At 71.9% G+C, this 21,428-nt stretch carries 20 protein-coding genes and 2 pseudogenes; 4 read left to right on the top strand and 18 right to left on the bottom strand.

The features are described from left to right. Positions 1–88, top strand: a pseudogene (locus tag AC069T_RS31845) (fasciclin domain-containing protein); the annotation flags it as partial. Positions 89–220: 132 nt separating this feature from the next. Here AC069T_RS31845 and AC069T_RS31840 read toward each other — a convergent pair. The 4 genes and pseudogenes from AC069T_RS31840 to AC069T_RS31825 all read right to left on the bottom strand — a co-directional run. Then, positions 221–340: pseudogene (locus AC069T_RS31840) on the bottom strand (short-chain dehydrogenase); the annotation flags it as partial. Positions 341–369: 29 nt separating this feature from the next. Then, positions 370–786: a hypothetical protein gene (locus AC069T_RS31835; protein ID WP_478786040.1), complete on the bottom strand. Its 417-nt coding sequence runs from the start codon at positions 784–786 to the stop codon at positions 370–372. Positions 787–812: 26 nt separating this feature from the next. Continuing rightward, positions 813–1,235: an arsenate reductase ArsC gene (locus AC069T_RS31830; RefSeq protein WP_478786039.1), complete on the bottom strand. Its 423-nt coding sequence runs from the start codon at positions 1,233–1,235 to the stop codon at positions 813–815. Positions 1,236–1,305: 70 nt separating this feature from the next. Continuing rightward, positions 1,306–1,671, bottom strand: coding sequence for an ArsR/SmtB family transcription factor (locus AC069T_RS31825; protein WP_478786038.1), 366 nt, complete (start codon positions 1,669–1,671; stop codon positions 1,306–1,308). Positions 1,672–1,879: 208 nt separating this feature from the next. On the opposite strand from AC069T_RS31825, the gene AC069T_RS31820 reads away from it, so the two are divergent. The 3 genes from AC069T_RS31820 to AC069T_RS31810 all read left to right on the top strand — a co-directional run bounded on the left by AC069T_RS31820 (position 1,880) and on the right by AC069T_RS31810 (position 5,646). Next, complete coding sequence (locus tag AC069T_RS31820; protein ID WP_478786037.1) at positions 1,880–3,265, top strand: FAD-dependent oxidoreductase; 1,386 nt, start codon at positions 1,880–1,882, stop codon at positions 3,263–3,265. Positions 3,266–3,377: 112 nt separating this feature from the next. Next, entirely contained in the window at positions 3,378–4,523 is a 1,146-nt protein-coding gene (locus AC069T_RS31815) for a right-handed parallel beta-helix repeat-containing protein (RefSeq protein ID WP_478786036.1), read from the top strand. A 94-nt stretch (positions 4,524–4,617) separates the two neighbouring features. Further along, the gene (locus AC069T_RS31810) at positions 4,618–5,646 is read left to right on the top strand and encodes a methyltransferase (RefSeq protein WP_478786035.1); all 1,029 of its coding nucleotides are present in this window, start codon (positions 4,618–4,620) and stop codon (positions 5,644–5,646) included. A gap of 110 nt (positions 5,647–5,756) precedes the next feature. Here AC069T_RS31810 and AC069T_RS31805 read toward each other — a convergent pair whose 3' ends face one another. The 14 genes from AC069T_RS31805 to AC069T_RS31740 form a co-directional block, all read right to left on the bottom strand. Then, the gene (locus tag AC069T_RS31805; protein WP_358853351.1) at positions 5,757–6,089 is read right to left on the bottom strand and encodes a TcmI family type II polyketide cyclase; all 333 of its coding nucleotides are present in this window, start codon (positions 6,087–6,089) and stop codon (positions 5,757–5,759) included. A gap of 19 nt (positions 6,090–6,108) precedes the next feature. Beyond that, positions 6,109–6,588, bottom strand: coding sequence for an SRPBCC family protein (locus tag AC069T_RS31800; RefSeq protein WP_478786034.1), 480 nt, complete (start codon positions 6,586–6,588; stop codon positions 6,109–6,111). Position 6,589: 1 nt separating this feature from the next. Further along, positions 6,590–6,844, bottom strand: a complete 255-nt coding sequence (locus AC069T_RS31795) for an acyl carrier protein (protein WP_478786033.1) — start codon at positions 6,842–6,844, stop codon at positions 6,590–6,592. A gap of 35 nt (positions 6,845–6,879) precedes the next feature. Beyond that, positions 6,880–8,130 carry a beta-ketoacyl synthase N-terminal-like domain-containing protein gene (locus AC069T_RS31790; protein ID WP_478786032.1) on the bottom strand — a complete coding sequence of 417 codons (1,251 nt, stop codon included), beginning with the start codon at positions 8,128–8,130 and terminating at the stop codon, positions 6,880–6,882. Next, positions 8,127–9,395 (bottom strand): beta-ketoacyl-[acyl-carrier-protein] synthase family protein, encoded by a 1,269-nt coding sequence (locus AC069T_RS31785; RefSeq protein WP_478786031.1) that lies wholly within the window; start codon positions 9,393–9,395, stop codon positions 8,127–8,129. Before AC069T_RS31785 ends, AC069T_RS31790 begins: the two co-directional genes overlap by 4 nt. After that, positions 9,392–9,811: a cupin domain-containing protein gene (locus AC069T_RS31780; RefSeq protein ID WP_478786043.1), complete on the bottom strand. Its 420-nt coding sequence runs from the start codon at positions 9,809–9,811 to the stop codon at positions 9,392–9,394. The genes AC069T_RS31785 and AC069T_RS31780 overlap by 4 nt, the downstream gene beginning before the upstream one ends. Before the next feature lie 95 nt (positions 9,812–9,906). Then, positions 9,907–11,064 carry a SchA/CurD-like domain-containing protein gene (locus AC069T_RS31775; RefSeq protein ID WP_478786030.1) on the bottom strand — a complete coding sequence of 386 codons (1,158 nt, stop codon included), beginning with the start codon at positions 11,062–11,064 and terminating at the stop codon, positions 9,907–9,909. A gap of 429 nt (positions 11,065–11,493) precedes the next feature. Further along, positions 11,494–13,212, bottom strand: coding sequence for an FAD-dependent oxidoreductase (locus AC069T_RS31770; RefSeq protein ID WP_478786029.1), 1,719 nt, complete (start codon positions 13,210–13,212; stop codon positions 11,494–11,496). 165 nt (positions 13,213–13,377) lie between these two features. After that, the gene (locus AC069T_RS31765; protein WP_478786028.1) at positions 13,378–14,625 is read right to left on the bottom strand and encodes an LLM class flavin-dependent oxidoreductase; all 1,248 of its coding nucleotides are present in this window, start codon (positions 14,623–14,625) and stop codon (positions 13,378–13,380) included. Continuing rightward, a complete protein-coding gene (locus AC069T_RS31760; protein ID WP_478786027.1) occupies positions 14,622–16,022 on the bottom strand; it encodes an NtaA/DmoA family FMN-dependent monooxygenase in 1,401 nt (466 codons plus the stop codon). The genes AC069T_RS31765 and AC069T_RS31760 overlap by 4 nt, the downstream gene beginning before the upstream one ends. Positions 16,023–16,145: 123 nt before the next feature. Further along, positions 16,146–17,117 carry a fumarylacetoacetate (FAA) hydrolase gene (locus tag AC069T_RS31755; RefSeq protein WP_478786026.1) on the bottom strand — a complete coding sequence of 324 codons (972 nt, stop codon included), beginning with the start codon at positions 17,115–17,117 and terminating at the stop codon, positions 16,146–16,148. A gap of 33 nt (positions 17,118–17,150) precedes the next feature. Then, on the bottom strand, positions 17,151–18,449 hold the full coding sequence (locus tag AC069T_RS31750; protein WP_478786025.1) for a pyridoxal phosphate-dependent aminotransferase: 1,299 nt from the start codon (positions 18,447–18,449) through the stop codon (positions 17,151–17,153). A 43-nt stretch (positions 18,450–18,492) separates the two neighbouring features. After that, positions 18,493–20,262: an AMP-binding protein gene (locus AC069T_RS31745; protein ID WP_478786024.1), complete on the bottom strand. Its 1,770-nt coding sequence runs from the start codon at positions 20,260–20,262 to the stop codon at positions 18,493–18,495. Beyond that, on the bottom strand, positions 20,259–21,377 hold the full coding sequence (locus AC069T_RS31740) for a Glu/Leu/Phe/Val dehydrogenase dimerization domain-containing protein (RefSeq protein ID WP_478786023.1): 1,119 nt from the start codon (positions 21,375–21,377) through the stop codon (positions 20,259–20,261). The genes AC069T_RS31745 and AC069T_RS31740 overlap by 4 nt, the downstream gene beginning before the upstream one ends. Between the last annotated feature and the right edge of the window lie 51 nt (positions 21,378–21,428).

The raw sequence follows: 21,428 nt of genomic DNA, 5'->3' as shown, positions 1-21,428 counted from the left end.
CGACTCCGCCAAGGTCGTCTGCGGCAACGTCAAGACCGCCAACGCCAACGTGAACATCATCGACACCGTCCTGATGCCCAAGAGCTGACCGGCGGCCGCTTCCGGCGCCGCCGGGACTCGATTCCCGGCGGGCCACACCAAGACCTCCCGTGACGGGGAGATGCAGGGGCGGGCGGGACACCCCGGTGTCCGTCCGCCCCTGTTCGTGCCCGTGGACGGTTCACCAGGGCAAGGGGTCCTTCGCGTCGAGGTAGCGGCCCGTCGGCCCGTCGGGTCCGGTCTGTGCCGTGCGGACAATGATCTCGGCGCCCTCCTCGACGGTCTGCGTGCCGGTGTTCCCGCGGTGCTGACCCGGGCAGGCGAGGCCATTTACCGGTTCAGCAACCGCACGATCCGTTCGGCTGTCTTCTCGCCCGCGCGCTGTCTGATCAGCCCTTCCTTGGCGGCGGCCCGGAGGTGTACGCCGGTGCCGTGCGGTCCGTCGGCGTTCAGGCCGGCCGTGACCACCACCGGGTTCAGGCCGCCGAATCCGCCGCCGGCCAGGACGCGCAGCGTCGCCCGGTCCGGTCCGGACTCCACGGGCCACGGACTGTTCCCGCCGGCGGCCTCGGCCAGTGCCCCGCGCACGCGGTCCAGTGCGAGGGCGAAGGGCAGCGGCACCAGCAGGTAGGCCTCACCGACGTTCTTCCTCAGGCGCTTGGCCGTGAATTTCGCGCCGCGGCGACCCGGCCCCGCGAGTGCGCCCAGCGCCTCTTCCAGCAGTGTGTCCTCGGACTGCTCCCGCATCCGTTTCTCCCCCCGGGCTCAGGTGTTCAGGCAGTGGGCGTCGGGGCGATGTCCGCGATCAGGTCTTCGACGAGGGTGCGGATCCGGTCGCGGATGGGCCGTACGGCTTCGATGCCCTGGCCGGCGGGATCTTCGAGTTTCCAGTCGAGGTATCGCTTGCCGGGGAAGACGGGACAGGCATCGCCGCACCCCATGGTGATGCACACGTCGGATGTGCGGACCGTGTCGACGGTGAGCATCTTGGGAGTCTCCCGGGAGATGTCGATGCCGACCTCGGCCATCGCCTGGACGGCGGCGGGGTTGACCTGGTCGCCGGGCGCGGAGCCGGCGGAGCGGACGTCGATGCGGTCGCCGGCCAGGTGGGTCAGCCAGGCGGCAGCCATCTGGGAGCGTCCGGCGTTGTGGACGCAGACGAACAGGACGGACGGCTTGCCGGACGTGTCGGGCATGGAGGAGCTTCTCGTTTCGTGAGTCGGTGACCGGCGGGCCGGAGGGCTCGCCCCGCGGTCGGAGGAGAGGTCAGGGGCGCGCAGCGAGCAGGGCGGACATGGCCGCCACCACGGAGGGGGCGACCTGGTAGTAGACCCAGGTGCCACGCCGCTGGGAGGTGAGCAGTCCGGCCTCGCGCAGTTTCTTCAGGTGGTGCGAGACGGTCGGCTGTGAGACACCCACGTCGGCGATGTCGCAGACGCATGCCTCGCCGCCCTCGTGTGAGGCGATCTTGGAGAAGAGCCGTAGCCGTACCGGGTCGGACAGTGCTTTGAACATGGCGGCCATCTTCTCCGCGTCCGCCTGCGACAGCTCGGCCGAGGTGATCGGCGGGCAGCACGGGAGGGCCTGCTCCGGTTGCAGGACCGGGAGCTCCACCACCTGAGAATTCGACATGCGTCTATGTTGACAGTCATCGATACCGGTGGCAAGCTCCGGGTATCGAAAGACATCGATAGATGTCGAAACAAGAGTCCGGCCGGCCCGACGCAACCGGCCGAGCCCGACGCTAGCCGCGACACCCGTTGTCGGCCGGAGTCTTCGTGCCTCGCCCGCCATCACCTGCGATACGAACCGCGTACCGACCCGCGTACCGACCCGCGTTATGAGGAGACCCGCCGTCATGAGTGAGCAGCAGCTTCCCGTCGTCGTCATCGGAGCCGGCCCGGTCGGCCTGGCCGCCGCCGCGCACCTCCTCCAACGCGGTATCGAGCCGCTGGTCCTGGAGTCCGGTCCGGTGGCTGGCTCCGCGGTGCGGGAGTGGGGCCATGTGCGGTTGTTCTCCCCCTGGGGTGAGGTGACCGACCCGGCCGCGGAAAAGCTCCTGGCCCCGACCGGCTGGGTGCGGCCGGACGCGGCCCGGTACCCGACGGGCGCCGAATGGGCCGAGCGGTACCTGCGGCCGCTGGCCGATGCCCTGGGCGGGCGGGTGCGTTACGGCGCGGAGGTCACCGGTGTCTCCCGCGCCGGCCGTGACCGCATCGTCGACGCCGACCGCGACGCCCAGCCCTTCGTCGTCCACATCACCGGCGCCGGAGGCGCTGAGGAACGTGTGTTCGCCCGCGCCGTGATCGACGCCTCGGGTACCTGGGACCTGCCCGGACCGGCCGGTGCCGGCGGCCTGCCCGCCTTGGGGGAGCAGGCGTCCGCCGACCGGCTCACCTACCGCGTCCCCGACCTCGACGACCCGGCCGTCCGCGCCCGGTACGCGGGCCGGCGCACTGCCGTGATCGGTTCGGGCGCGTCGGCGTTCACCGCGCTGGCCGGGCTCGCTTCGCTGGCCCGGGATGAGCCGGGTACGCAGGTGGTGTGGGTGCTGCGCCGGGGGATCAGCGGTTCCACCTTCGGCGGCGGCGACGCCGATGAGCTGCCGGCCCGCGGGGCGCTGGGCCTGGCGGCGAAGGCGGCCGTCGAGCACGGTGAGGCGGAGGCCGTGACCGGTTTCCGTACGGAGGCACTCCAGCGGGCGGCCGACGGACGGCTGGTCCTGGTGAGCGAGGACGGGCGCCGGCTCGAGCCGGTCGACGAGGTCATCGTGCTGACCGGCCTGCGCCCCGACCTGTCCTTCCTGTCCGAGGTCCGCCTGGGCCTGGACGAGCGTCTGCAGGCGCCGGTGGAACTTGCGCCGCTGATCGACCCGAACCAGCATTCCTGTGGCACCGTCTACCCGCACGGCCACCGCGAGCTCGCTCATCCCGAAGCGGGCCTCTACCTGGTGGGCATGAAGTCCTACGGTCGTGCCCCCACGTTTCTGGCGATGACGGGCTTCGAGCAGGTCCGATCGGTGGCCGCCGCGATCGCCGGCGACCTCGCCGCCGCGGACCGTGTCGAACTGACCCTCCCCGAGACCGGGGTGTGCGGCGGCGCCGGCCTCTTCGACGATCCCACCGCACCGGCCGAGGGCGGCGGCTGCTGCGCGCCGGTCCCGCAGCGCGTGCAGATCGACGCCCCCGCCGCCGGGCAGGCACCGTCCGGTGGCTGCGGAGCCTGAACCACCGGTGCCCGGCCACCCCGGCCGGGCACGTCGTCGGTGTCGGCGGGGCCACGCCGCCGGATGGCCCATACCGCTGGATCCGGACCCTCGGCGTCATAACGTGCACGATATGAGGAAATGTCATATCGCACCCCTGGCGTGCGCCGCGGCGCTGCTCGGGACGGCCCTCGGCGCCGCACCGTCGGCTGCCGCCCACCGAGTCCACCTGGTGAAACCGGGGGAGTCGATCCAGAAGGCGGTGGACTCCGCCCGGCCCGGCGACGTCGTTCTGCTGGCGCGCGGCACCCACCACGAGAGCGTCAACGTGACCACGCCCGGGCTCACCCTGCGCGGCATGGGCCGCGGCACGGTGCTCGAACCGGAGAAGGGCACGAGCACCTCCACCGCCAAGCCGAGCACCTCCACCGCCAAGCCGAGCACCACCACCGCCAAGCCGAGCACCGGATCTGGCGCCGCAAAAGCCGCCGCCGGCTGCGCCGCGGCCGGGAACGGCATCTGCGTCGCGGGCACCAAGGACCACAACGTCGACTACGTCACCATCGCTTCCCTGACGGTGACCGGCTTCAGCAAGACCGGCATCTACGCCAACGAGGCCGACGGACTGACCGTGCGGAACGTCACCGCGGTGAAGAACGGCGTATGGGGCATCGCCACGGAGCACTCGGTCCATGGGCTGTTCCGCGACAACACCGCCCGGGACAACGGCGACGCGGGCCTGTTCCTCGCCAACACGGTCAAGGACGAGCAGGGCGCCACGGACACCGAGGGAACGGTGGTGGAGCACAACCGGCTGGAGGGCAACCGGATCGGCGTCACCGTCCGCCGGCTGCGCAACCTGACCATCGTGGACAACCACCTCACCCGCAACTGCGCGGGGGTGTTCGTCGTCGGCGACGAGAACAAGCCCAAGACCGGCTTCGTGACCGTGCGCGACAACCGCATCGAGCGCAACAACAAGTCCTGCCCGAAGACCGCACGGCTGGACGCCCTCCAGGGGTCCGGCATCGTCCTGACGGGCGCCGACGACAACCTCGTCACCCACAACGTGATCAAGGACAACGCCGGCAAGTCCCCGCTGTCGGGCGGCATCGTCGTGTTCAAGAGTTTCGTGGGCGCGACCAGTGAGCGGAACCGGATCGTCGACAACCTGCTGCGGGACAACTCCCCGGCAGACCTGGTCAACACGGACCCCGGCAAGGGCAACACGTTCCAGGACAACTCCTGCCGGTCGTCCAAGCCCGCCGGCCTGTGCTGACCGCCATCGCCCTCCCCTCCGTGCACCCGGGAACACCACGCACGCCCAGTGATTCCCGTGCTTCACGTGACCCGAAAAGAAAGGAAGGCGGCAGATGACAACCGCTCAGTCCGCCCCTCCGCCGTCCATGCGGCTGCGGGAACTCGCATTCGGGGCGGCATGTGCCGCCGCCCTCCGTGCGGCCGCCCGGCTGGGCGTCGCCGACGCTCTCGGTGACGACCCCATGGCCGTGGAGGACATCGCGGCCGCCGTGAAGGCCGAACCCCGCCCGCTGCGAAGGCTCCTGCGGGCCCTGTCCTGCTACGGGGTCTTCGCCGAACGCCCGGACGGGACGTTCGCGCACACCGACGTCTCCCGGCTGCTGCGCGAGGACGACCCCGACAGCCTCCGCGCCATCTCGCTGTGGTGCACGGAACCCTGGACCTGGGACGTCTGGCCGAAGCTGGACGAGGCGGTGCGCACCGGCCGCAACGTGGTGGAGGACCTGTACGGCAAGGAGTTCTTCCCCTATCTCAACGAGGACGCCCCCGAGTCGGCCGACGTCTTCAACCGCGCCATGACGACCTCCAGCGTGCAGTCGGCGCGCGACGTCGCACAGTTCCTCGACCTGACGGGGAGCGCGTCCGTGGCCGACGTCGGCGGCGGGCAGGGGCACGTGGTGGCGAGTCTGCTGGACAAGTACCCCTCGATGCAGGGGACGCTGCTCGACCTCCCCCGCGTGGTGGAGAACGCGGTGCCGAGACTGCGTGCGGGCGGCGACCTGGCGGACCGTGCGCGCGTGCTGCCCGGCGACGTCCGCACGGCCGTCCCGGTGAAGGCCGACGTCTACGTCATCAAGAACATCCTGGAGTGGGACGACGAGAGCACCGCCCGCACGCTCCGCAACGTCCGCGAGGCCGGCGGCCCAGGGACGCGGGTCGTGGTCATCGAGAACCTCGTCGACGACTCACCCTCGATGCGGTTCAGCACCGCGATGGACCTGCTGCTGCTCCTCAACGTCGGAGGAGCGAAGCACACCACCCAGAGCATGGTGGACCGGCTGACCGAGGCGGGTCTGGTCATCGACGACATCAGCCCGGTCAACCCGTATCTGCACGCGTTCGACTGCCACGTCCCCGGCTGATCCGACCGCATCCGGCGGACCCCGGTGATCCCGGGACTCCGCACCCGCAGACCGCCGGTCGCCGGGTCCGCAGCGTCGCGGACCCGGCGACCGGTGAGGGCCGGCGGCGGTCAGCCGGACGGCTCGCGCTCCCAGAGGTAGAAACGCTGCGCCATGGCGTCCTTCGGGGAACGCCAGGTCTCCGGGTCGTACGCGCTGACGTACGAGGCCAGCCGTTCGCTGACGTCCCGGAACTCGGGATGCCCGGTGATCTTGGCGATGGCGGGCCCGGGCTCACGCTCGGACTCGATCAGGTGCATGTACACATCGCCGAACTGGAAGAGGCTGCGCCGGGTCACGCCGACGAGTCGCGGCAGCTCCCCGCGGTCGGACTCCTCGAACACCTTGGCGATGTCCGGTGCCGACCCCGGGGCCATCCGGGCGACGATCAGAGCTTGGTGCATGGGCTTCTCTCCGTCCGGCTCAGTCGGTCAGACCGGCGGTCGCACCGCGCTCCGCCGACATCTTCTCGATGCGGTCGCGGATCAGGCCCAGCTGGACCTTGGAGTTCCGGTTGATGTTGTCGGTCATCCACTCGTCGTCGACCGGCGCCTGCGGCTTCATCGCGAAGTCCTGTGTCCAGACCATCCGCGTGCCGGCCGGTACCTCCTCGTACCGCCAGTGGATGTCCATGTGGGCGAAGGGCCCCGTCTCGATGCGGCGGGCCTTGACGGTGAGCGTGTCGCGGTCCGGCTCGCGCTCCGAGACCCAGCTCCACACGGTGCCGTTCTCGTCCGGATGCATCGTCAGCCGGAAGGTCGTCCTGTGGCCCTCCCGGGAGAGGATCTCGACGGAGGCGTACTCGCTGAACAACCGCGGCCAGTTCTCCAGGTCGTTGGTCACCTCCCAGACCAGGTCCAAAGGCGCCGCGATGGTGATCTCGTTCTGTGTGTGACCGGTCATCTCACGCTCCTGTCATGAGGGCACTGTTGACGAGGTCGAGGAACTGCCGGGGCGTCTTGGAGCGTTCGGCGTCGTTCGGCATCGGTGCGCCGTACCGGTTCTCCAGCTCGCCCACGATGCCCAGCAGGCCGAGCGAGTCGACGCCCATGTGCTCGAAGAGCGCCCCGTCGCGGTCGAGTTCCTCCGGAGTGACGGTGGCGCCGGCGCACTTCTTCATGAGTTCGGCCAGCTCTTCCACAGTGATGCGGTCAGTCATGCCATTCCCTTCCTCTGCTGCTCCGCGGCGCCTCGCTACGAGGCGTCGGTGGCGCCGTGCCGCAGCACCAGCGCCGAGTTCGACCCCATGAGTCCCCGGCTCAGAACCAGCGCAGTGCGTACCTCGGCGGTACGCGCCTGGCCGGTCACGAGGTCGAGGTCGTGACAGATGTCGAAGACATTGGGGGTGGGCGGAATCAGGCCGTGCTCCATCGAGAGCACCGCGGCCGCCGTGTCCATCAGCGGCGCCGCGCAGTAGCCGCGCCCGATCCCCGTCTTCGGCGCGGTGACGGGCACACGGGTGCCGTGGGCTCCGAGGACGTCGGCGATGGCCAGGGCCTCCGCGCGGTCCGCCTCCGGTACCCCGAGAGCGTCGGCGAAGACGACGTCGATCTCCTCGGGGGCGCAGCCGGCCTCCGCCAGGGCGCCCCGGATGGCCTGGGCGAGCCCCTCCCTGGACTCCTCCCAGCGGGAGGCTCCCGTGAAGGTCGCCGCGTGTCCGGCCACGTGGGCCCGCACGCGCGCCCCCCGCGCCCGGGCCGCGCCCTCCGCCTCCACCACGATCATCGCGCCGCCCTCCGCGGGCACGAAACCGCAGGCCCCGGACGTGAACGGGCGGTAGGCGCGCGTCGGTTCCTCGACCGTGCTGAGTTCCTGATAGCCGAGCTGGCAGACCACCGAGTACGGCGCGATCGGTGCCTCGGTCGCCCCCGCCACGATCACGTCGGTGCCACGCAGCACGGCCCGTGCCGCGTGGGCGAGGGCGTCCAGACCGCCGGCCTCGTCGGCGGCGACGACGGAGCAGGGACCCTTGAAGCCGCGGCGGATGGAGATTTGGCCGGTGCTGGCGGCGTAGAACCAGGCGATGGACTGGTACGGGCCGACGTAACGGCTGCCCTTGCCCCACAACTGCTGGAGTTCGCGCTGTCCGAACTCACCGCCGCCGGACCCGGCCGCGGTGACCACGCCCACGGAGAACGGCGCGCCGTCGGTCTCGGGCCGGTGGAGCTGGGCGTCGTCCAGCGCCAGGTCGGCCGCGGCCATCGCGAAGTGCGTGAACCGGTCGGTCTGGACGAGGAAGCGCTCCTCGATCGCTGCCGACGGGTCGAAGTCGCGCACCTGGCCCGCCACCCGTAGCGGCAGATGTTCACAGCCGTCCCGGGTGACCCGGTCCAGGACGCTGATGCCCTCCCTGGTGGACTTCCAGAAGGTCTCGGTGCTGGCTCCGTTGGGCGCGACCACACCGATTCCCGTGACGGCCGCGCGCCGTGGGCGGGGTTCGCTCATCGTGTCTTCTCCCTCGGCCGGTTCAGGACCACCGCGGACTGGAAGCCGCCGAACCCGCTGCCCACCGAGAGCACGCCCGCCAGCTTGCGCTCGCGGGCCACGCGCGGGACGTAGTCCAGGTCGCACTCGGGGTCCGGTGTCTCGTAGTTCGCGGTCGGCGGTACGACCTGGTGGGTGAGGGCCAGCACACAGGCGACGAGTTCGATCGCTCCGATGGCGCCCAGCGAGTGGCCCACCATCGACTTGATGGAACTCATGGGGGTGTCGTAGGCGTGCGGGCCCAGAACCCGTTTCACCGCGGCGGTCTCGTGACGGTCGTTCTGCTTGGTGCCCGACCCGTGCGCGTTGACGTAGTCGATCTCCGTCGGGTCGAGACGTGCGTGGTCGAGGGCGTCCTCGATGGCCCGGGCCATCTCAAGACCGTCGCTGGTCAGGCCGGTCATGTGGTAGGCGTTGCCGAACGTGGCGTATCCGCTCAGCTCGCAGTACACGCGGGCGCCGCGGGCCCTGGCATGCTCGAGCTCCTCCAGGACGAGTACGGCGCCGCCCTCGCCCATGACGAATCCGTCACGGTCGGCGTCGAAGGGACGCGAGGCGTGGGCCGGATCGTCGTTGTTCGGGGAGGTGGCCTTGATCGCGTCGAAGCACGCCATGGTGATCGGCGAGATCGGCGAGTCCGAGGCGCCGGCGATGCAGATGTCGGCCCGGCCCTCCGCCACGGTGTGGAAGGCGTACCCGACCGCGTCGAGCCCGGAGGTGCAGCCCGTGGAGACGGTCTGCACCGGACCACGCGCCCCGAACCGCTCCGCCACGGTGGAGGCGAGTGTGCTGGGCGAGAAGGCCCGGTGCAGCTCCGGGCCCGCCTCCCGGTGGTCCACGTCCCAGCGCTGCCCGCCGTGGCTGACCAGGACGTAGTCCTTCTCGAGCCGGGTGGTGCCGCCGACCGCCGTGCCGAGCGAGACACCGACCCGCCAGGGGTTCTCGGCCCCGAGGTCGAGACCGGAGTCCCGTACTGCTTCGTCCCCCGCGACCAGGGCGAACTGGATGTAGCGGTCGCCCCGTTCCACGTCCCGCACGTCCAGGCCGTGGGCCGCGGGGTCGAAGTCGCACTCGGCGGCGATCCGGGAACGCAGACCGGCCGGGTCGAAGAACGTGATGGCCCTTGTCGCCGTGCGCCCGGCCGTCAGGAGGTCCCAGAACGCCGGTACGCCCGTACCACCGGGAGCGACGATGCCTATGCCGGTGACGGCCACTCGTCTCGTCATGACCGGACCTGGCGTCGCTGGGCCGCCTCGGCACCGACCACCGCGGACTCGGCGTCGGTCTCCTCGGTGTCGACGTGGCCCAGCGGCGGGCTCGGGGCCAGCGGACCCAGGTGGAAGACCATCCGGGCCTCCACCTTGCCGACGTTGCGGAAGCGGTGGCGCACGTTGAGGGGGATGAGCAGCCCCTGCTCGGCCCGGAGCGGGTGCGGCTCACCGTCCAGGTCCACCTCCAGCTGCCCGCACACCACGTACACGAACTCCTCGGAGTACGGGTGGTAGTGCTCACCGATGCGGTCGCCGGGCTGGATGAGGGCTACGCCCATGAAGCCGCTGGTGGCGCCCACCGCGGTCGGAGTGAGCATGGCGCGCAGGTCACCGCCACGCCGGGTGTTGGGCTCGATCTCGTTGAGGTCGATGATTCTGTGACGAGAAGTGATCACGACGTTCCTCCGATGATGTACTGCACCGGTGCGGGAGGGACGGGGCACCGCCCCTCCCACGCGATGACGAATCAGGCGTCGGGCGACCGGCGGTCGGTGACGAGATCCATGCGCGCCAGTTCGAGGAAGCGCGCGAGACTGCCGTCCTTCGACGCGGACGCGTTCGCCTCCGCGGCGTCGTCCAGGAGCGTCGTCAGCTCGGCCACCTGCCCCGGGTCGGACAGACCCAGAACCTGGGCGGGGTCGCCGGTCTCGAGTCCGCCGCGCACGTCGATCAGCCGTACGACGACGTCGTCGCGCTGGAAGATCGTGCTGCGCAGGACCGGGCTGCGCGGGTCGTCCGCGGCCGCCTCGTCCTGACGGGCCAGGAGTTCGGCCAGCTTCATGCCGCGGTCCGGCCGGGCCGGGTAGTACAGGGCGTACCGCTCGGCCTGCGTGTTCTGCCGTTGCGCCGTCACGTGGTGGACGGCCGGCAGCGCGGCCCTGGTGAAGAAGACCCGGGCGGACTCGGGGTCGTTGAGGTCCCGGTCCTGCTCCAGATGGGGGTTGATGGCCTCCTCGACCGCACGCACCTCGGGCTGCCGGGCGACATGGCGCAGCGCGGCCAGCAGGTCGCCCCGCACCTCGACGGCCCGCACCACCCGGTTGCCGTGCATGAACAGCGAGGTGCGGCACAGCCGGGTGGTGTCGTCGACCCGCGGCTCGGGCGAGGCGTAGTCGGCGAGGATCTTGGCGACGATCTCCTCGCTGCCCGGCTTGACGGTGAACGTGAGCGCGTGCCGGATCACGCCGTCGCCGATCCTGGGTGCTGTCTGGAGCCGGCGCTGCGTCTGGCCGGCGCCTGTCGCCGGGCCACCGGTCTCGCGGACGACGTGGAAGCGCAGTGACCGGGTGTCGCGCACGCAGCTGTGCAGCGGCTCGACCATCCGTACGTGCTCCTCGCTGTTGACCCAGGCGAGGAACGGCGGGGCGCTCTCCCACTCGCTGGTGATGAGCCACTGCGAGGGGTTCTCGATCGACTGGCACAGCTGGTCGCTGACATGCCCGGGGACGGACGCGACCTGGTTGCACAGCTGTTCGTAGGCCTCGAGGAACTCCTGCTGGGCCCCGTCGTGGACGTCGACCAGAAGGACGACGCGAAGCGGGGAACCGTCGAACACGGACTGAGACACATGGTGCGACGCCTGTCGCGCCCGCGAACCTGCAACACGTTCGGACGTGGTGGTCATCCTGCGCACATCTCCTTCGCGGAGGGGGAAAGTGAACGTTGGCCGCGGTGAGGCGACGTCAGCGTTCCTCGATCCTGTGCCCGTCCCCGGCCATCGCGCGACTTGGATGAAGTAGGTGAGTGACTGGGCGGGTGGCCGTCGGTCCGAATGAGCGAAGACGACCAGGACATCCGCTTGGTCCTCAGCCTCCGGGCGCTGCCTGCGCACAGGCGACGCCCGCGTCTGCGCCGGCCTCCCACCGGTCGCCTCGACGCGGCAGCGGCGTCAAGGCGACCGTTCCGGTGATCACACCGTTCGCGGACAGCCACGAGGCCGAACGCGATCTGCCCGCAGTCGCCCGGGTCTCACACCACTCGGGCGTGCGGACGGACGAGTGGAACCCGCGGTCTCAACAGCACTCGGGCGTGCGGACGGACGACCCGCGGGGGTTCAGGCGACTGCCAGCCCCGTCCTCAGGACCCGGCGCAGCACCGCCTCGGCATCCGCCTCCGGGCCCTGCGACCGCCATACGACGAACCCGTCGGGCCGCACGAGCACGGCGCCCCCGGACACCGTGCCGTGGCGCTCGGCCCAGTCGGCGGCGTTCTCGGGCACCAGGTCGGCCTCGGCTCCGGTGCCCACCCGGTACGACGTGAGCGGGAGGGCCAGCTGGTCGGCGAGGCGGAGGGCGGCCTCGTGCCATCCGTTCGGCTCCACGGCGTCACTGAGCAGCACGAGGGACCGCTCGTAGAGGTCGAGCGTCGAGATCCGTTCGCCCCCGCGGCGCACCCACAGATGAGGTGCCCTGCTGCCGGGTCCCCCGGTCAGGTCCAGGTGCTCGGGCACCACCGGGACCGCGGGATCGGCGCCGACGACCGCGCCCTGCGGATAGCGGTAGCCGAGAGCCACGTTGAGGATGCCTCGCTGGGGACCGCCGCCGCCCGCTCCGGGCGGCGGGGCGAATCCGGGATGGCTGTGTTCGGCCGATCGGGCGGCGGCCCGCGCACTGGTGGCCTCGGCCACGGGACGGCGCTCGGCGTCGTAGGTGTCCAGCAGCTGCTCGCCCGCCCAGCCGTCGAGCACCGCGGCCAGCTTCCAGGCGAGGTTGTGCGCGTCCTGGATGCCGGTGTTGGATCCGAAGGCCCCGGTGGGGGACATCTCGTGAGCCGAGTCACCGGCCAGGAACACACGTCCCGCCCGGTAGCTGCGGGCGACCCGCTGAGCGGCGTGCCAGGGCGCCTTGCCGGTGATCTCCACGTCGAGGTCGGCGACCCCGACCGCCCGGCGGATGTGCTCGACGCACCGCTCGTCGGTGAAGTCCTCCAGGGTCTCGCCCTGTTCGGGGTGCCAGGGGGCGTGGAAGACCCAGTGCTCGCGGTTGTCCACCGGCAGCAGGGCGCCGTCGGCGTCCGGGCTGGTCAGGTAGCAGACGATGAAGTGACGGTCCCTCACGACGTCGGCGAGCCGGCGGGAGCGGAAGGTCAGGCTGACGTTGTGGAACAGGTCCCCGGGTCCGCTCTGGGGGATACCGAGCTGCTCACGCACGGGACTGCGCGGGCCGTCCGCGGCGACGAGATAGTCCGCGCGGATGGTGGTGTGTTCACCCGTCTCACGGCTCTTGACGACTGCGGTGACACCGGTGGGGCCGTCGTCGAACGACATCAGCTCGGTGGCGAAGCGCAGATCGCCTCCGTGCCTGCGGGCGTGGTCGAGCAGGACCGGCTCGAGGTCGTTCTGGCTGCACAGGCACCAGGCGCTGGGGCTGAAGCGGGCCAGTCCGCCGCCCGGGTCGATGTCCCGGAACAGCCACTCGCCCGCGTCACCGACCAGGGTGGGCGTCTGGAGGATGCCGTGGTTGTCGGCCAGGGTGGCGGCCGCCTCCTGGATCGCCTTCTCCACGCCCGCCACCCGGAACAGTTCCATCGTGCGGACGTTGTTGCCGCGGCCTCGCGGGTGGCGGGAAGTGCCCGCGTGGCGCTCCACCAGCACGTGTGGTACTCCCAGCCGTCCCAGGAACAACGAGGTCGCCAGACCGACCAGAGAGCCGCCCACGATGAGGACCGGGACGCGGATGGTGCGGGGGTCCGTTTGTTCGGCTTGTTCGTTGAGCACTCTCGCCTCCAGCACGTCGATGCCGCCGACCCGGCCGGATACGGCGGAGATCCTCATGCATGCCCCATGGAGGTGACGGCGGCTCAGGCTTCACCCGCCTGCTCCGCGGGGTCCGGGGACCGTCCTCCCGGGCGGTCAGGGCAGGGGCCATTCCGGGGAGGCGCAGGCAACGACGTGTGCCCCGTACCCCCGGGGCGGGGGCAGCTCGGGCCGGGGCGGTTGTCAGCCCGCCGTCGCGTACCGTCCGGCGGGGCGCGGGAGACGCAGGTGCCCGCGCAGCGTGGTGGATGCGTACTCCGTACGGAACACCCCACGCCGCTGGAGCTCCGGGACCAGACCGCGGGTGATCGCCGTCAGATCGTGCGGCAGGGTGCCCGGGCGCAGGCGGAAGCCGTCCAGGCCGGCCGAGCGCCAGTCGAGCAGCAGGTCGGCCAGTTCGCCGGGCGTGCCGGTGAAGATCGCGGCGTCGGACGTGAGCTCGGCACCGGCGGTCTCGTTCAGGCGGGCCAGTCGCCGGGAGGCGGCACCCGGCTCCTCGTCCAGGAGGACGAGGAGGTCCGCGAAGGTCCTCAGCGGCCGGTCCACCACGTCCCGGCCGGACCGCTCCACCGCCTCGGCGACCTGGGCGAGGATGGACGCCGTGCCCGCCCTGTCGTGCGGCGTGATGTGGACGACGTCGGAGCTGAGAGCCGCGAACTCGTACGGAGTGGACGCGTGCGCGAGGCTGACCACGAGCGGCTGGCCCTGGGGGCTGCGAGGGGTGATCGACGGGCCCTTGACGCTGAAGTACGTGCCCTGGAAGTCGATGTGGTGGACCTTGTCCCGGTCGATGAAGCGACCTGTCGACGCGTCCCGTATCTCCGCGTCGTCGTCCCAGCTGTCCCAGAGCCGCCGGGCCGCCTCCACCACCTCGGCGCCCTCCGCGAAGAGTTCGCGCAGTCGCTTGGCGATCAGTTCCGGGTCGCTCACGTCCTCCTCGGTGAGCTGGGGTGTGGTGCGGCGGCCGAAGTGGGCGGCGTCGGCCGCGCGCGACGATATCTGTGGCCGCCAGCCGGCGCGCCCCCGGCCGGCGTGGTCGAGCGTGGCGATGCCGATGGCCACGTGGAACGGTTCGGTGTGGGTGACATTCGTCGTTGGGACCAGCCCGATGTGACCCGTCACCGGCGCCAGGTGCGCCGCGAGCAGCACCGCGTCCAGGCTGCCTCTGACCTGGTCGGTGCGGTCGTCCGGCCGGTGGAAGGCGGCGGACTGGAGTCCGAGGGCGTCCTCGATGGTGACGAAGTCGAGCAGCCCCCGCTCGGCCTCCACGACCAGGTCCGCCCAGTAGGCGGCGGTGAGCAGCTCGCCGGGCCGGGCGTCGTCCTCGCGCCAGGCCGCGGGATGCCAGCCCGCTCCGTCGAGGGCGACGGCGAGATGCAGTGGGGCGCCGGGACCGGCCGTCGTGTCGTGGGCGCGGGTCGTGCCGGTCATCGGGAGGTCTCCTTCTCGTGGTGCCCGGCGCGCACGCCGGTGCCGCCCCACCCGGCCGGGCGGGGTGCCCCGGACAGGCCGAGGTGGTCGCGGAGCGTGGTGCCGGTGTAGTCGTCGCGGTGGACGCCCTTCTCCTGGAGCAGCGGCACCACGCGGTCCACGAAGTCGTCCAGGCCGCCGGGGACGAGATGCGGGACGAGAACGAAGCCGTCGGCACCCTGGGTCTGGACGAAGTGGTCGATGGCGTCGGCGACCGTACGCGGGCTGCCGACGAACGTCTGGCGTCCGCCGACCTCGACGACCAGTTCCCGGATGGAGAGGTTCTTTTCCTCGGCCAGCTTGCGCCACTGCCGCGCCGTCTCTCCCCGGCCCTTCCGGAACACGGAATGGCCCTTGAGGAGGTGCGCGTCGTCCGTCGGCTCGATGTCGGGAAGCGGTCCGTCCGGGTCGTAGGCGGACAGGTCGCGGCCCCAGACCGCCTCCAGGTGGGCGATCGCGGTCTGCGGGCTCACCAGCTCGCGGCTGATCTCCGCGGCGTAGGCGGTGGCCTCCTCGTCGGTGTCGGCGACGACCGCGTTGGCGGTGGGGAGGATCAGCAGATCGTCGGGACTGCGGCCGTACCGGGCCAGGCGCCGCTTCACGTCCTGGTAGAAGTCACGGGCGGCGTCGAGTTGGTTGTGTTTGCTGAAGATGACCTCGGCGTCGGACGCGGCGAACTCGCGTCCCGCGTCGGACTCGCCCGACTGGATGATCACCGGGTGGCCCTGCGGGCCGGGCGGGGTGGTGAACCGGCCGGATATGCCGAAGTGCGGTCCGTGGTGGGCGAAGCGGCCGGTCCCGGCCCTGACGAACTCTCCCGTCGCCGCGTCTGCGCGCAGGTCGCCCTCCGTCCAGCTGTCCCACAACTCCCGTGCCGTGGAGAGGAACTCGGCGGCCCGGGTGTAGCGGTCGGCCTCGGGCAGGAAGCCGCCCCGGCGGAAGTTCTCCCCGGTGAAGGCGTCGTAGCTGGTCACCACGTTCCAGGCGGCCCGGCCGCCGCTGAGCCGGTCGAGAGTCGCGAACCTGCGGGCCACCTCGTACGGCTCGTTGAACGTCGTGTTGACGGTGGCGGCGAGGCCGAGGCCGGTGGTGACGGCGGCCAGCGCGCTCAGCATGGTCAGGTTCTCCGGGCGTCCCGCGATGTCCAGGTCGTAGACCTGTCCTTTGTGCTCGCGCAGCCGCAGGCCCTCGGCGAGGAAGAAGAAGTCGAACTTGCCGCGTTCGGCGGTCTGCGCGAGCCGGACGAAGGAGTCGATGGAGATCTGGCTTCCGGAGCGCGGGTCCGACCAGACGGTCACGTTGTGGATGCCGGGCAGCTGTGCCGCGAGGTGCACCTGCTTCTTACGGGTGGCGGGCACGGTGCGGTCTCCTCCTGCGGAGTCGGTCGGTGTGTGGTCGGTCCTGGGGACGCGGTGGTGGCCTCAGCGTGCCTGGGCCGGTCCGCGCCTGCCCAGTTCAACTGGCCTTACTTAACGAGGTGTTCATGCCGCCGGAGCAGGCTCGGGTGCCTCCGCGGAGGGGGCCGGGGCCGCACCCGGGGTGGTGGACGGCGCCGGAGAGACGTACCGCACCTGGTTCTCGAAGGCGACGCCGTGGCTCGTCACGTCGACGGCGATGCGGTCGCCGTCGGCGATCCGGAACCCGTCGTGGAAGCTGGCCTCGTCGGCGCCCAGGAGTACGTAGTTGACGAGTCCGGGCCGCCGCACCGCCGGGAAGGTGAACAGGTGGTCCGCCATGTCCTGCACGCGGTAGTACAGGGCGTCGTCCCCGCAGTCGAAGGCGCCTTCCCAAGCGGCCGCGCCGTCCCGGGAGATGGTGACCCGGCCGGTCACCGTGCGCGGCGGGGGGCCGAGGAAGAGCCAGGGGGTGAGCGCCGTGTCGCACAGCTTGCAGTACGGGTTGTAGCCCGGGTCCCGGCGGTGCAGACCGATGTCGCACAGGTCGTTGCCGAAGGTGTAGCCGGCGTAGTGGGGCGTGCCGTCGGCATCGTTGACGTAGACGAGAGCGACCTCCGGCTCCTCGATGAGGGCGACCGGGTGCGCGGGAACGTTCAGCACCTCACCCGGCAGCCGCACCCAGTCGCCGAACCCCTTGAAGAACCACTTCGGCGGGGTGAACTCCGCGCTCTCAGGGGCCGTTTCGCCGCCCCACTTCTTCTTGTGCGTGCCCATGAAGCCGCTCAGCAGGGCGTTGCCCGTGGCCGCCGGCAGCAGCGGAGGCAGCAGGCGCAGCTCCGGGTCGTCCGCGGTGACGGTGACCGTCGCCGCGCCCTCGGTGAGAGCGGTCCGCAAGGCCTGTTCCGAGCCGTCCGTGGCGATGAAGGCAGCGGCCGTCCGGCCCTCCTCCACCCGGTACAGGGTCAGCGGGGCGCCGTCCTCGGGGCGCCCGAAGCCGACATGGCGCTCACCGTGGTGGAGAGCCTCGAACAGCACGGGCAGGTGGGGGTGGGGCATGGTTGACTCCTCTGTCGTGTGGGTGAGTTGGGGTCAGGAGTGGGAGATGGAGGCGGACAGCTCCGTGCCCGTGAGCCAGGCCAGGACCTCGCCGACCCGGTCGACGGACTCCCGGATCCAGGGCAGGGCGAGCGGGTCCGCCGCCTCCAGCGCGGCCGTGCGCCGTACGTCGGTGTCGCCGTAGAGGCGGCTGGTCGCCGCCCGGATCCGCAGGGGGCGCCCCGGCTCCCCGAAGGCGCTCGCCGGCAGGACACCGACCCCGTGGCGTTCGGAGAGCAGCCGGACCAGGGCGTCGCCGTCGTGCACCCCGTGCGTCCGGGCGAGGCTGTCCCGCAACGGCTCGAAGTCCGGGTAGAGGTAGCAGGTGGCGGCGACGGGAGCCAGTTCCGCGCCCACGGCGGTGAATTGGGCCGCGACGGCGCGCACCACCCGCTCGTGCAGCCGGCGGCTCGCCGTCACCCGGCCGGTGACCTCGGGCGGCTCGGTGAACGCGTACGCGGCCGCCGTCTGCACCGGCGCGGGCGGGCTCGACCAGATCTGGCTGGCGACCGCGACGAGCCGGGCGTGCAGGGTGCGCCCTTGCTCGCTGTCCGGCAGCCGGGCCACTCCCGTGCGCCAGCCGCCCAGTGCCAGGTTCTTGGTGAGTCCGGTGGTGACCACGGTCCGCTCAGGAGCGAGCCGGGCCGGGGAGACGGCCGGCGCGGAGGTGTCGTACACCAGGTCGCAGTAGATCTCGTCGGAGACGATGAGCAGGTCCAGTTCGCGTGCGGCCTCGGCCAGTTGCCGCACGGTGTCGGCCGAGGCGAGGGTGCCCGTGGGGTTGTCCGGCACGGTGACGACGACGGCGCGCGGGTTCTGCCCGGCGGCCCGGGCGGCGGTGACGGCCTCGCGGAGCCGGTCCGGGTCGGGCACCCCGCCCTGCCCCGGCAGGATCGGTACGGGGATGGACCGGGCGCCGACGAGCCGGGCCTGAGCCGCGTAGCTGACCCAGCTCGGCACCGGCACGATCACGTCCCCGCCGATGGCGAGGAACAGCGCGAACAGCAGCGCCTTGCTGCCGGGGCCCGCCACGACGAGCCCGGGGTCAACGGCCAGCCCGCGGCGCTCCCAGTATCCGGCGACGGCGGTCCGCAGGAGCGGACTCCCGGCGACGGAGCCGTACGCGTTCTCGGCGGCCGCGGCGGCGAGCCGTTCCCTGAGCGCGGGGAGGACGGGCAGGCCGATCTCCCCGGCGGCCATCGAAAGGACCCGCTCCCCGGCCCGGCGCCGTCGGGCCAGGGCCTCGTCCGCGGCCAGCGTGGCCGACATGGAGACCGGTGTGGGTTCGGGCATGGCAGCTCCAGCTCTCGGGGCGGACAGGGGCGGACAGGGGTGGTCAGGACGCCGGCGCCGTCGAGGCGAACCGGTCGCGCAGCTCCGCCTTGCGGACCTTGCCGGTCAGCGTCTTCGGCAGAGCCGGGACCAGCTCCACCCGGTCCGGCAGGAAGCGGGGGTCGTACCCCGCCGCCGTGACGCGCGCCCGGACCTCGTCGAGCGACGGGCCTTCCCCGCCGCGACCGACCACGACGGCGACGATCACGCTCCGGGCACCGCCCGCTCCGCCGTCCCGCGGGCCGCGTTCGGCCGGCTCCAGGCCGACCAACGCGGCTTCCGCGGCCTTCGGGTGGCTGCCGATCACCGCCTCCAGCTCGGTCATCGGGACCACGTGCCCGTCCCGGACGATCGCGTCCCGGGCCCGGCCGACGATGCGGACACCACCCCGGCCGTCGTCGCGGGCGAGGTCGCCGGTGTCGAACCAGCCGTCCGCGTCGAGTTCGGCCGCGAACGCCTCCGGACGCCCGTGGTATCCGAGGGCGAGCGACGCGCCGCGCACCTTGAGCCGTCCCACCGAGCCCCGCATGCCGGGTGCCGACGGGGCTCCGAGCGCCTCGGCGGTCTCGATGCGGGTCTCCATGGCGTCGATGGCGCGCCCGTTGCTCCGCGCCGCCCAGCCCTCGGGGTCCTCCGGACGGGTGGTGGTCACGGGGCCGTTCTCCGACATGCCCCACAGGGAGTGGGCCCGGGCGCCGAGCGTCTCGTGCACCTCGTCGGCAAGCTCCCGCAGCACCGGCGCCGAGCCGATCACCACGTGCCGCAGCGTACGGGTGTCGCGCTGCTCGGCCCGCTGCGACGCTGCGACGTCGGCGAGGGTGGCGGGCGGCCCGTACAGGAGGGTGGCACCGTACCGCTCCACCAGGTCGAGCAGTGCCTCGTTGCGGCGTACGTCCTGGAAGGCGACGGTGCCGCCGAGCATGACACCCGCCAGGACACCCTGTGCGAACCCCGAGTAGTGGACGAGCGGGGTGGAGACCGCGGCCACCCAGTCGTCGCCCGCCCCGAACGCGTCGGCGTACCCGCGGACGGCCGAGTGGACCGTGTTCTGGCTGTGCAGGACGCCCTTGGACGGGCCGGTGGTGCCGGAGGTGAACAGCACCACGAACGGGTCGTCCGCCCCGAGCGCCAGGCCCTCCAGCCGCGCGGCGGCGCCCTCCTGTTCCTCCCGCTCCGCAGCCACGAAATGCCCGTGGAAGGAGAGGGCGCCCTCGGGCACCGGGCCGTCGACCACCGGCACATGCGCGAGGGACGGGAGTTCGTCCTTGAGCCGGACGACGATCTCGGCGAGCGGTGTGCCCGACCATTCGGGGAGGGTGACGCACACCCGGGCACCGGTGAGTCCGAGGCGGTGGCGCAGTTCCTCCTCCGTGCAGATGGGCGAGATCGGGATGACGACGGCGCCGACCCTGATCGAGGCGAAGATCAGCGGCACCATCTCCCAGCGGTTGGGAAGCTGTACGGCGACGAAGTCCCCGCGCTCCACACCCAGTTCGAGCAGGGCCAGGGCGAACCGGTCGGACAGCCGGCTCAGCTCGGCGTAGTCGAGCGTGTCGGTGCGGGACTCCGCGAGGCGCCGGCCCGCGACGGCCAGCCGGCGCGGGTACAGGCGGGCCTGGCGGTGCAGGTCGTCGAGGAAGGTCTCGTCCCGCCACCACCCGCGGCGCCGGTACTCGGCGGCGTCCTCCCGGGGGGCCGGGCTCGCCGCCTCTCGCCGACCGGGCCGGGACAGCCCCCCGGCGGTGGTGGACCGTGCCGAAGCCGCCGTACTCATCGGCGGTCCTTCCGGCGGGCCGCGAGCAGCTCGGGAAGCGGATCGCCCGCCCGGGCGGCCCCGATCTCCAGCAGGTCCCGGGTGTTCCGCCGCACCCGGTCACCGACCCAGTCGAACACCCACGCCTTGCGCGCCTCGGCCGGCAGGCCGAACGGGACGACCCGGGTGACGGCCAGGGCCGCCGAGGCGGCGCCGCCGATGTTGGCGATCACGCCCGGGACGAGGGCGGCCCCGGATGCGGCGACCTTCTCCTTCGCCACCGCACTGGAGGCGAGGTTGGCGCCCTCGACCACCAGACCCGCCCGCAGACGGTGGGTGTTCTCGGCGGTGAGCGCGTACTTCTGCGCCGCCAGGATCAGGATGTCCGCGGCGACGTCCAGCCACGCGTCCGGCCCGCTGGAGAGGGTGACGCCCTGCGGCAGGCGGGTACGGTCGATGCGCCCGAACTCGTCGGTCACGGAGACCAGTTCGGCCACCGGCAGGCGGTCCGCGCTGATGGTCCCCTGGACGTCGGCGACACCCACGATGATGTGCCCGCGGTCCTCCAGGAACCGCGCCACCGCCCGGCCCACCGCGCCGAAGCCCTGCACGACCACCCGGGCCGGCTCCGTACGGCCGCTTGCCTCCAGGGCGGTGACCGCGGCGACCCCGACCCCATGCCCGGTGACGTCGATCAGGGGCTCGTAGTACGTCCGCCAGTCGATCGGCATGTCCGGGGCGCCGAGGCGGTAGCGGGGGTCGTAGCCCGCCTCGGCGAAGAAGACGGCCCGGTCGGCGGGGGTGACGCCCATGTCGATGCCGAGGTGGATGCCGCCGTGCAGGAGCGGTTTCACCGTGCGGCCGAAGGTGCGGAAGGTCTCCTCGCGGTCGGCGCCGTCGGAGACGATCCCGGCCTTGGCGCCGCCGATGCGCAGTCCCGCCAGCGTGAACTTCTCGGTCATGTCGCGGGCCAGGCCGGCGACTTCGTCCTCGGTCACCCCGGCGGTCATCCGGGTGCCGCCCATGGCCAGGCCGTCGACGAGCGTGTCGACCACCACCCAGCCCTTGATGGTGCCCCCGCTGCCGTTGAGGTGGACGGTGAGGGCGGGGTCCTGCGGGTCTTCCGGTGCACTCATGGCGTAGTCCTTGGGTCTGGTGTGTCAGCGGTGTCGTGGGTCGGCGGACTG

The organism is Streptomyces sp. NPDC043867 (assembly GCF_056435845.1).
This window is presented reverse-complemented; position numbering and strand designations above follow the sequence as displayed.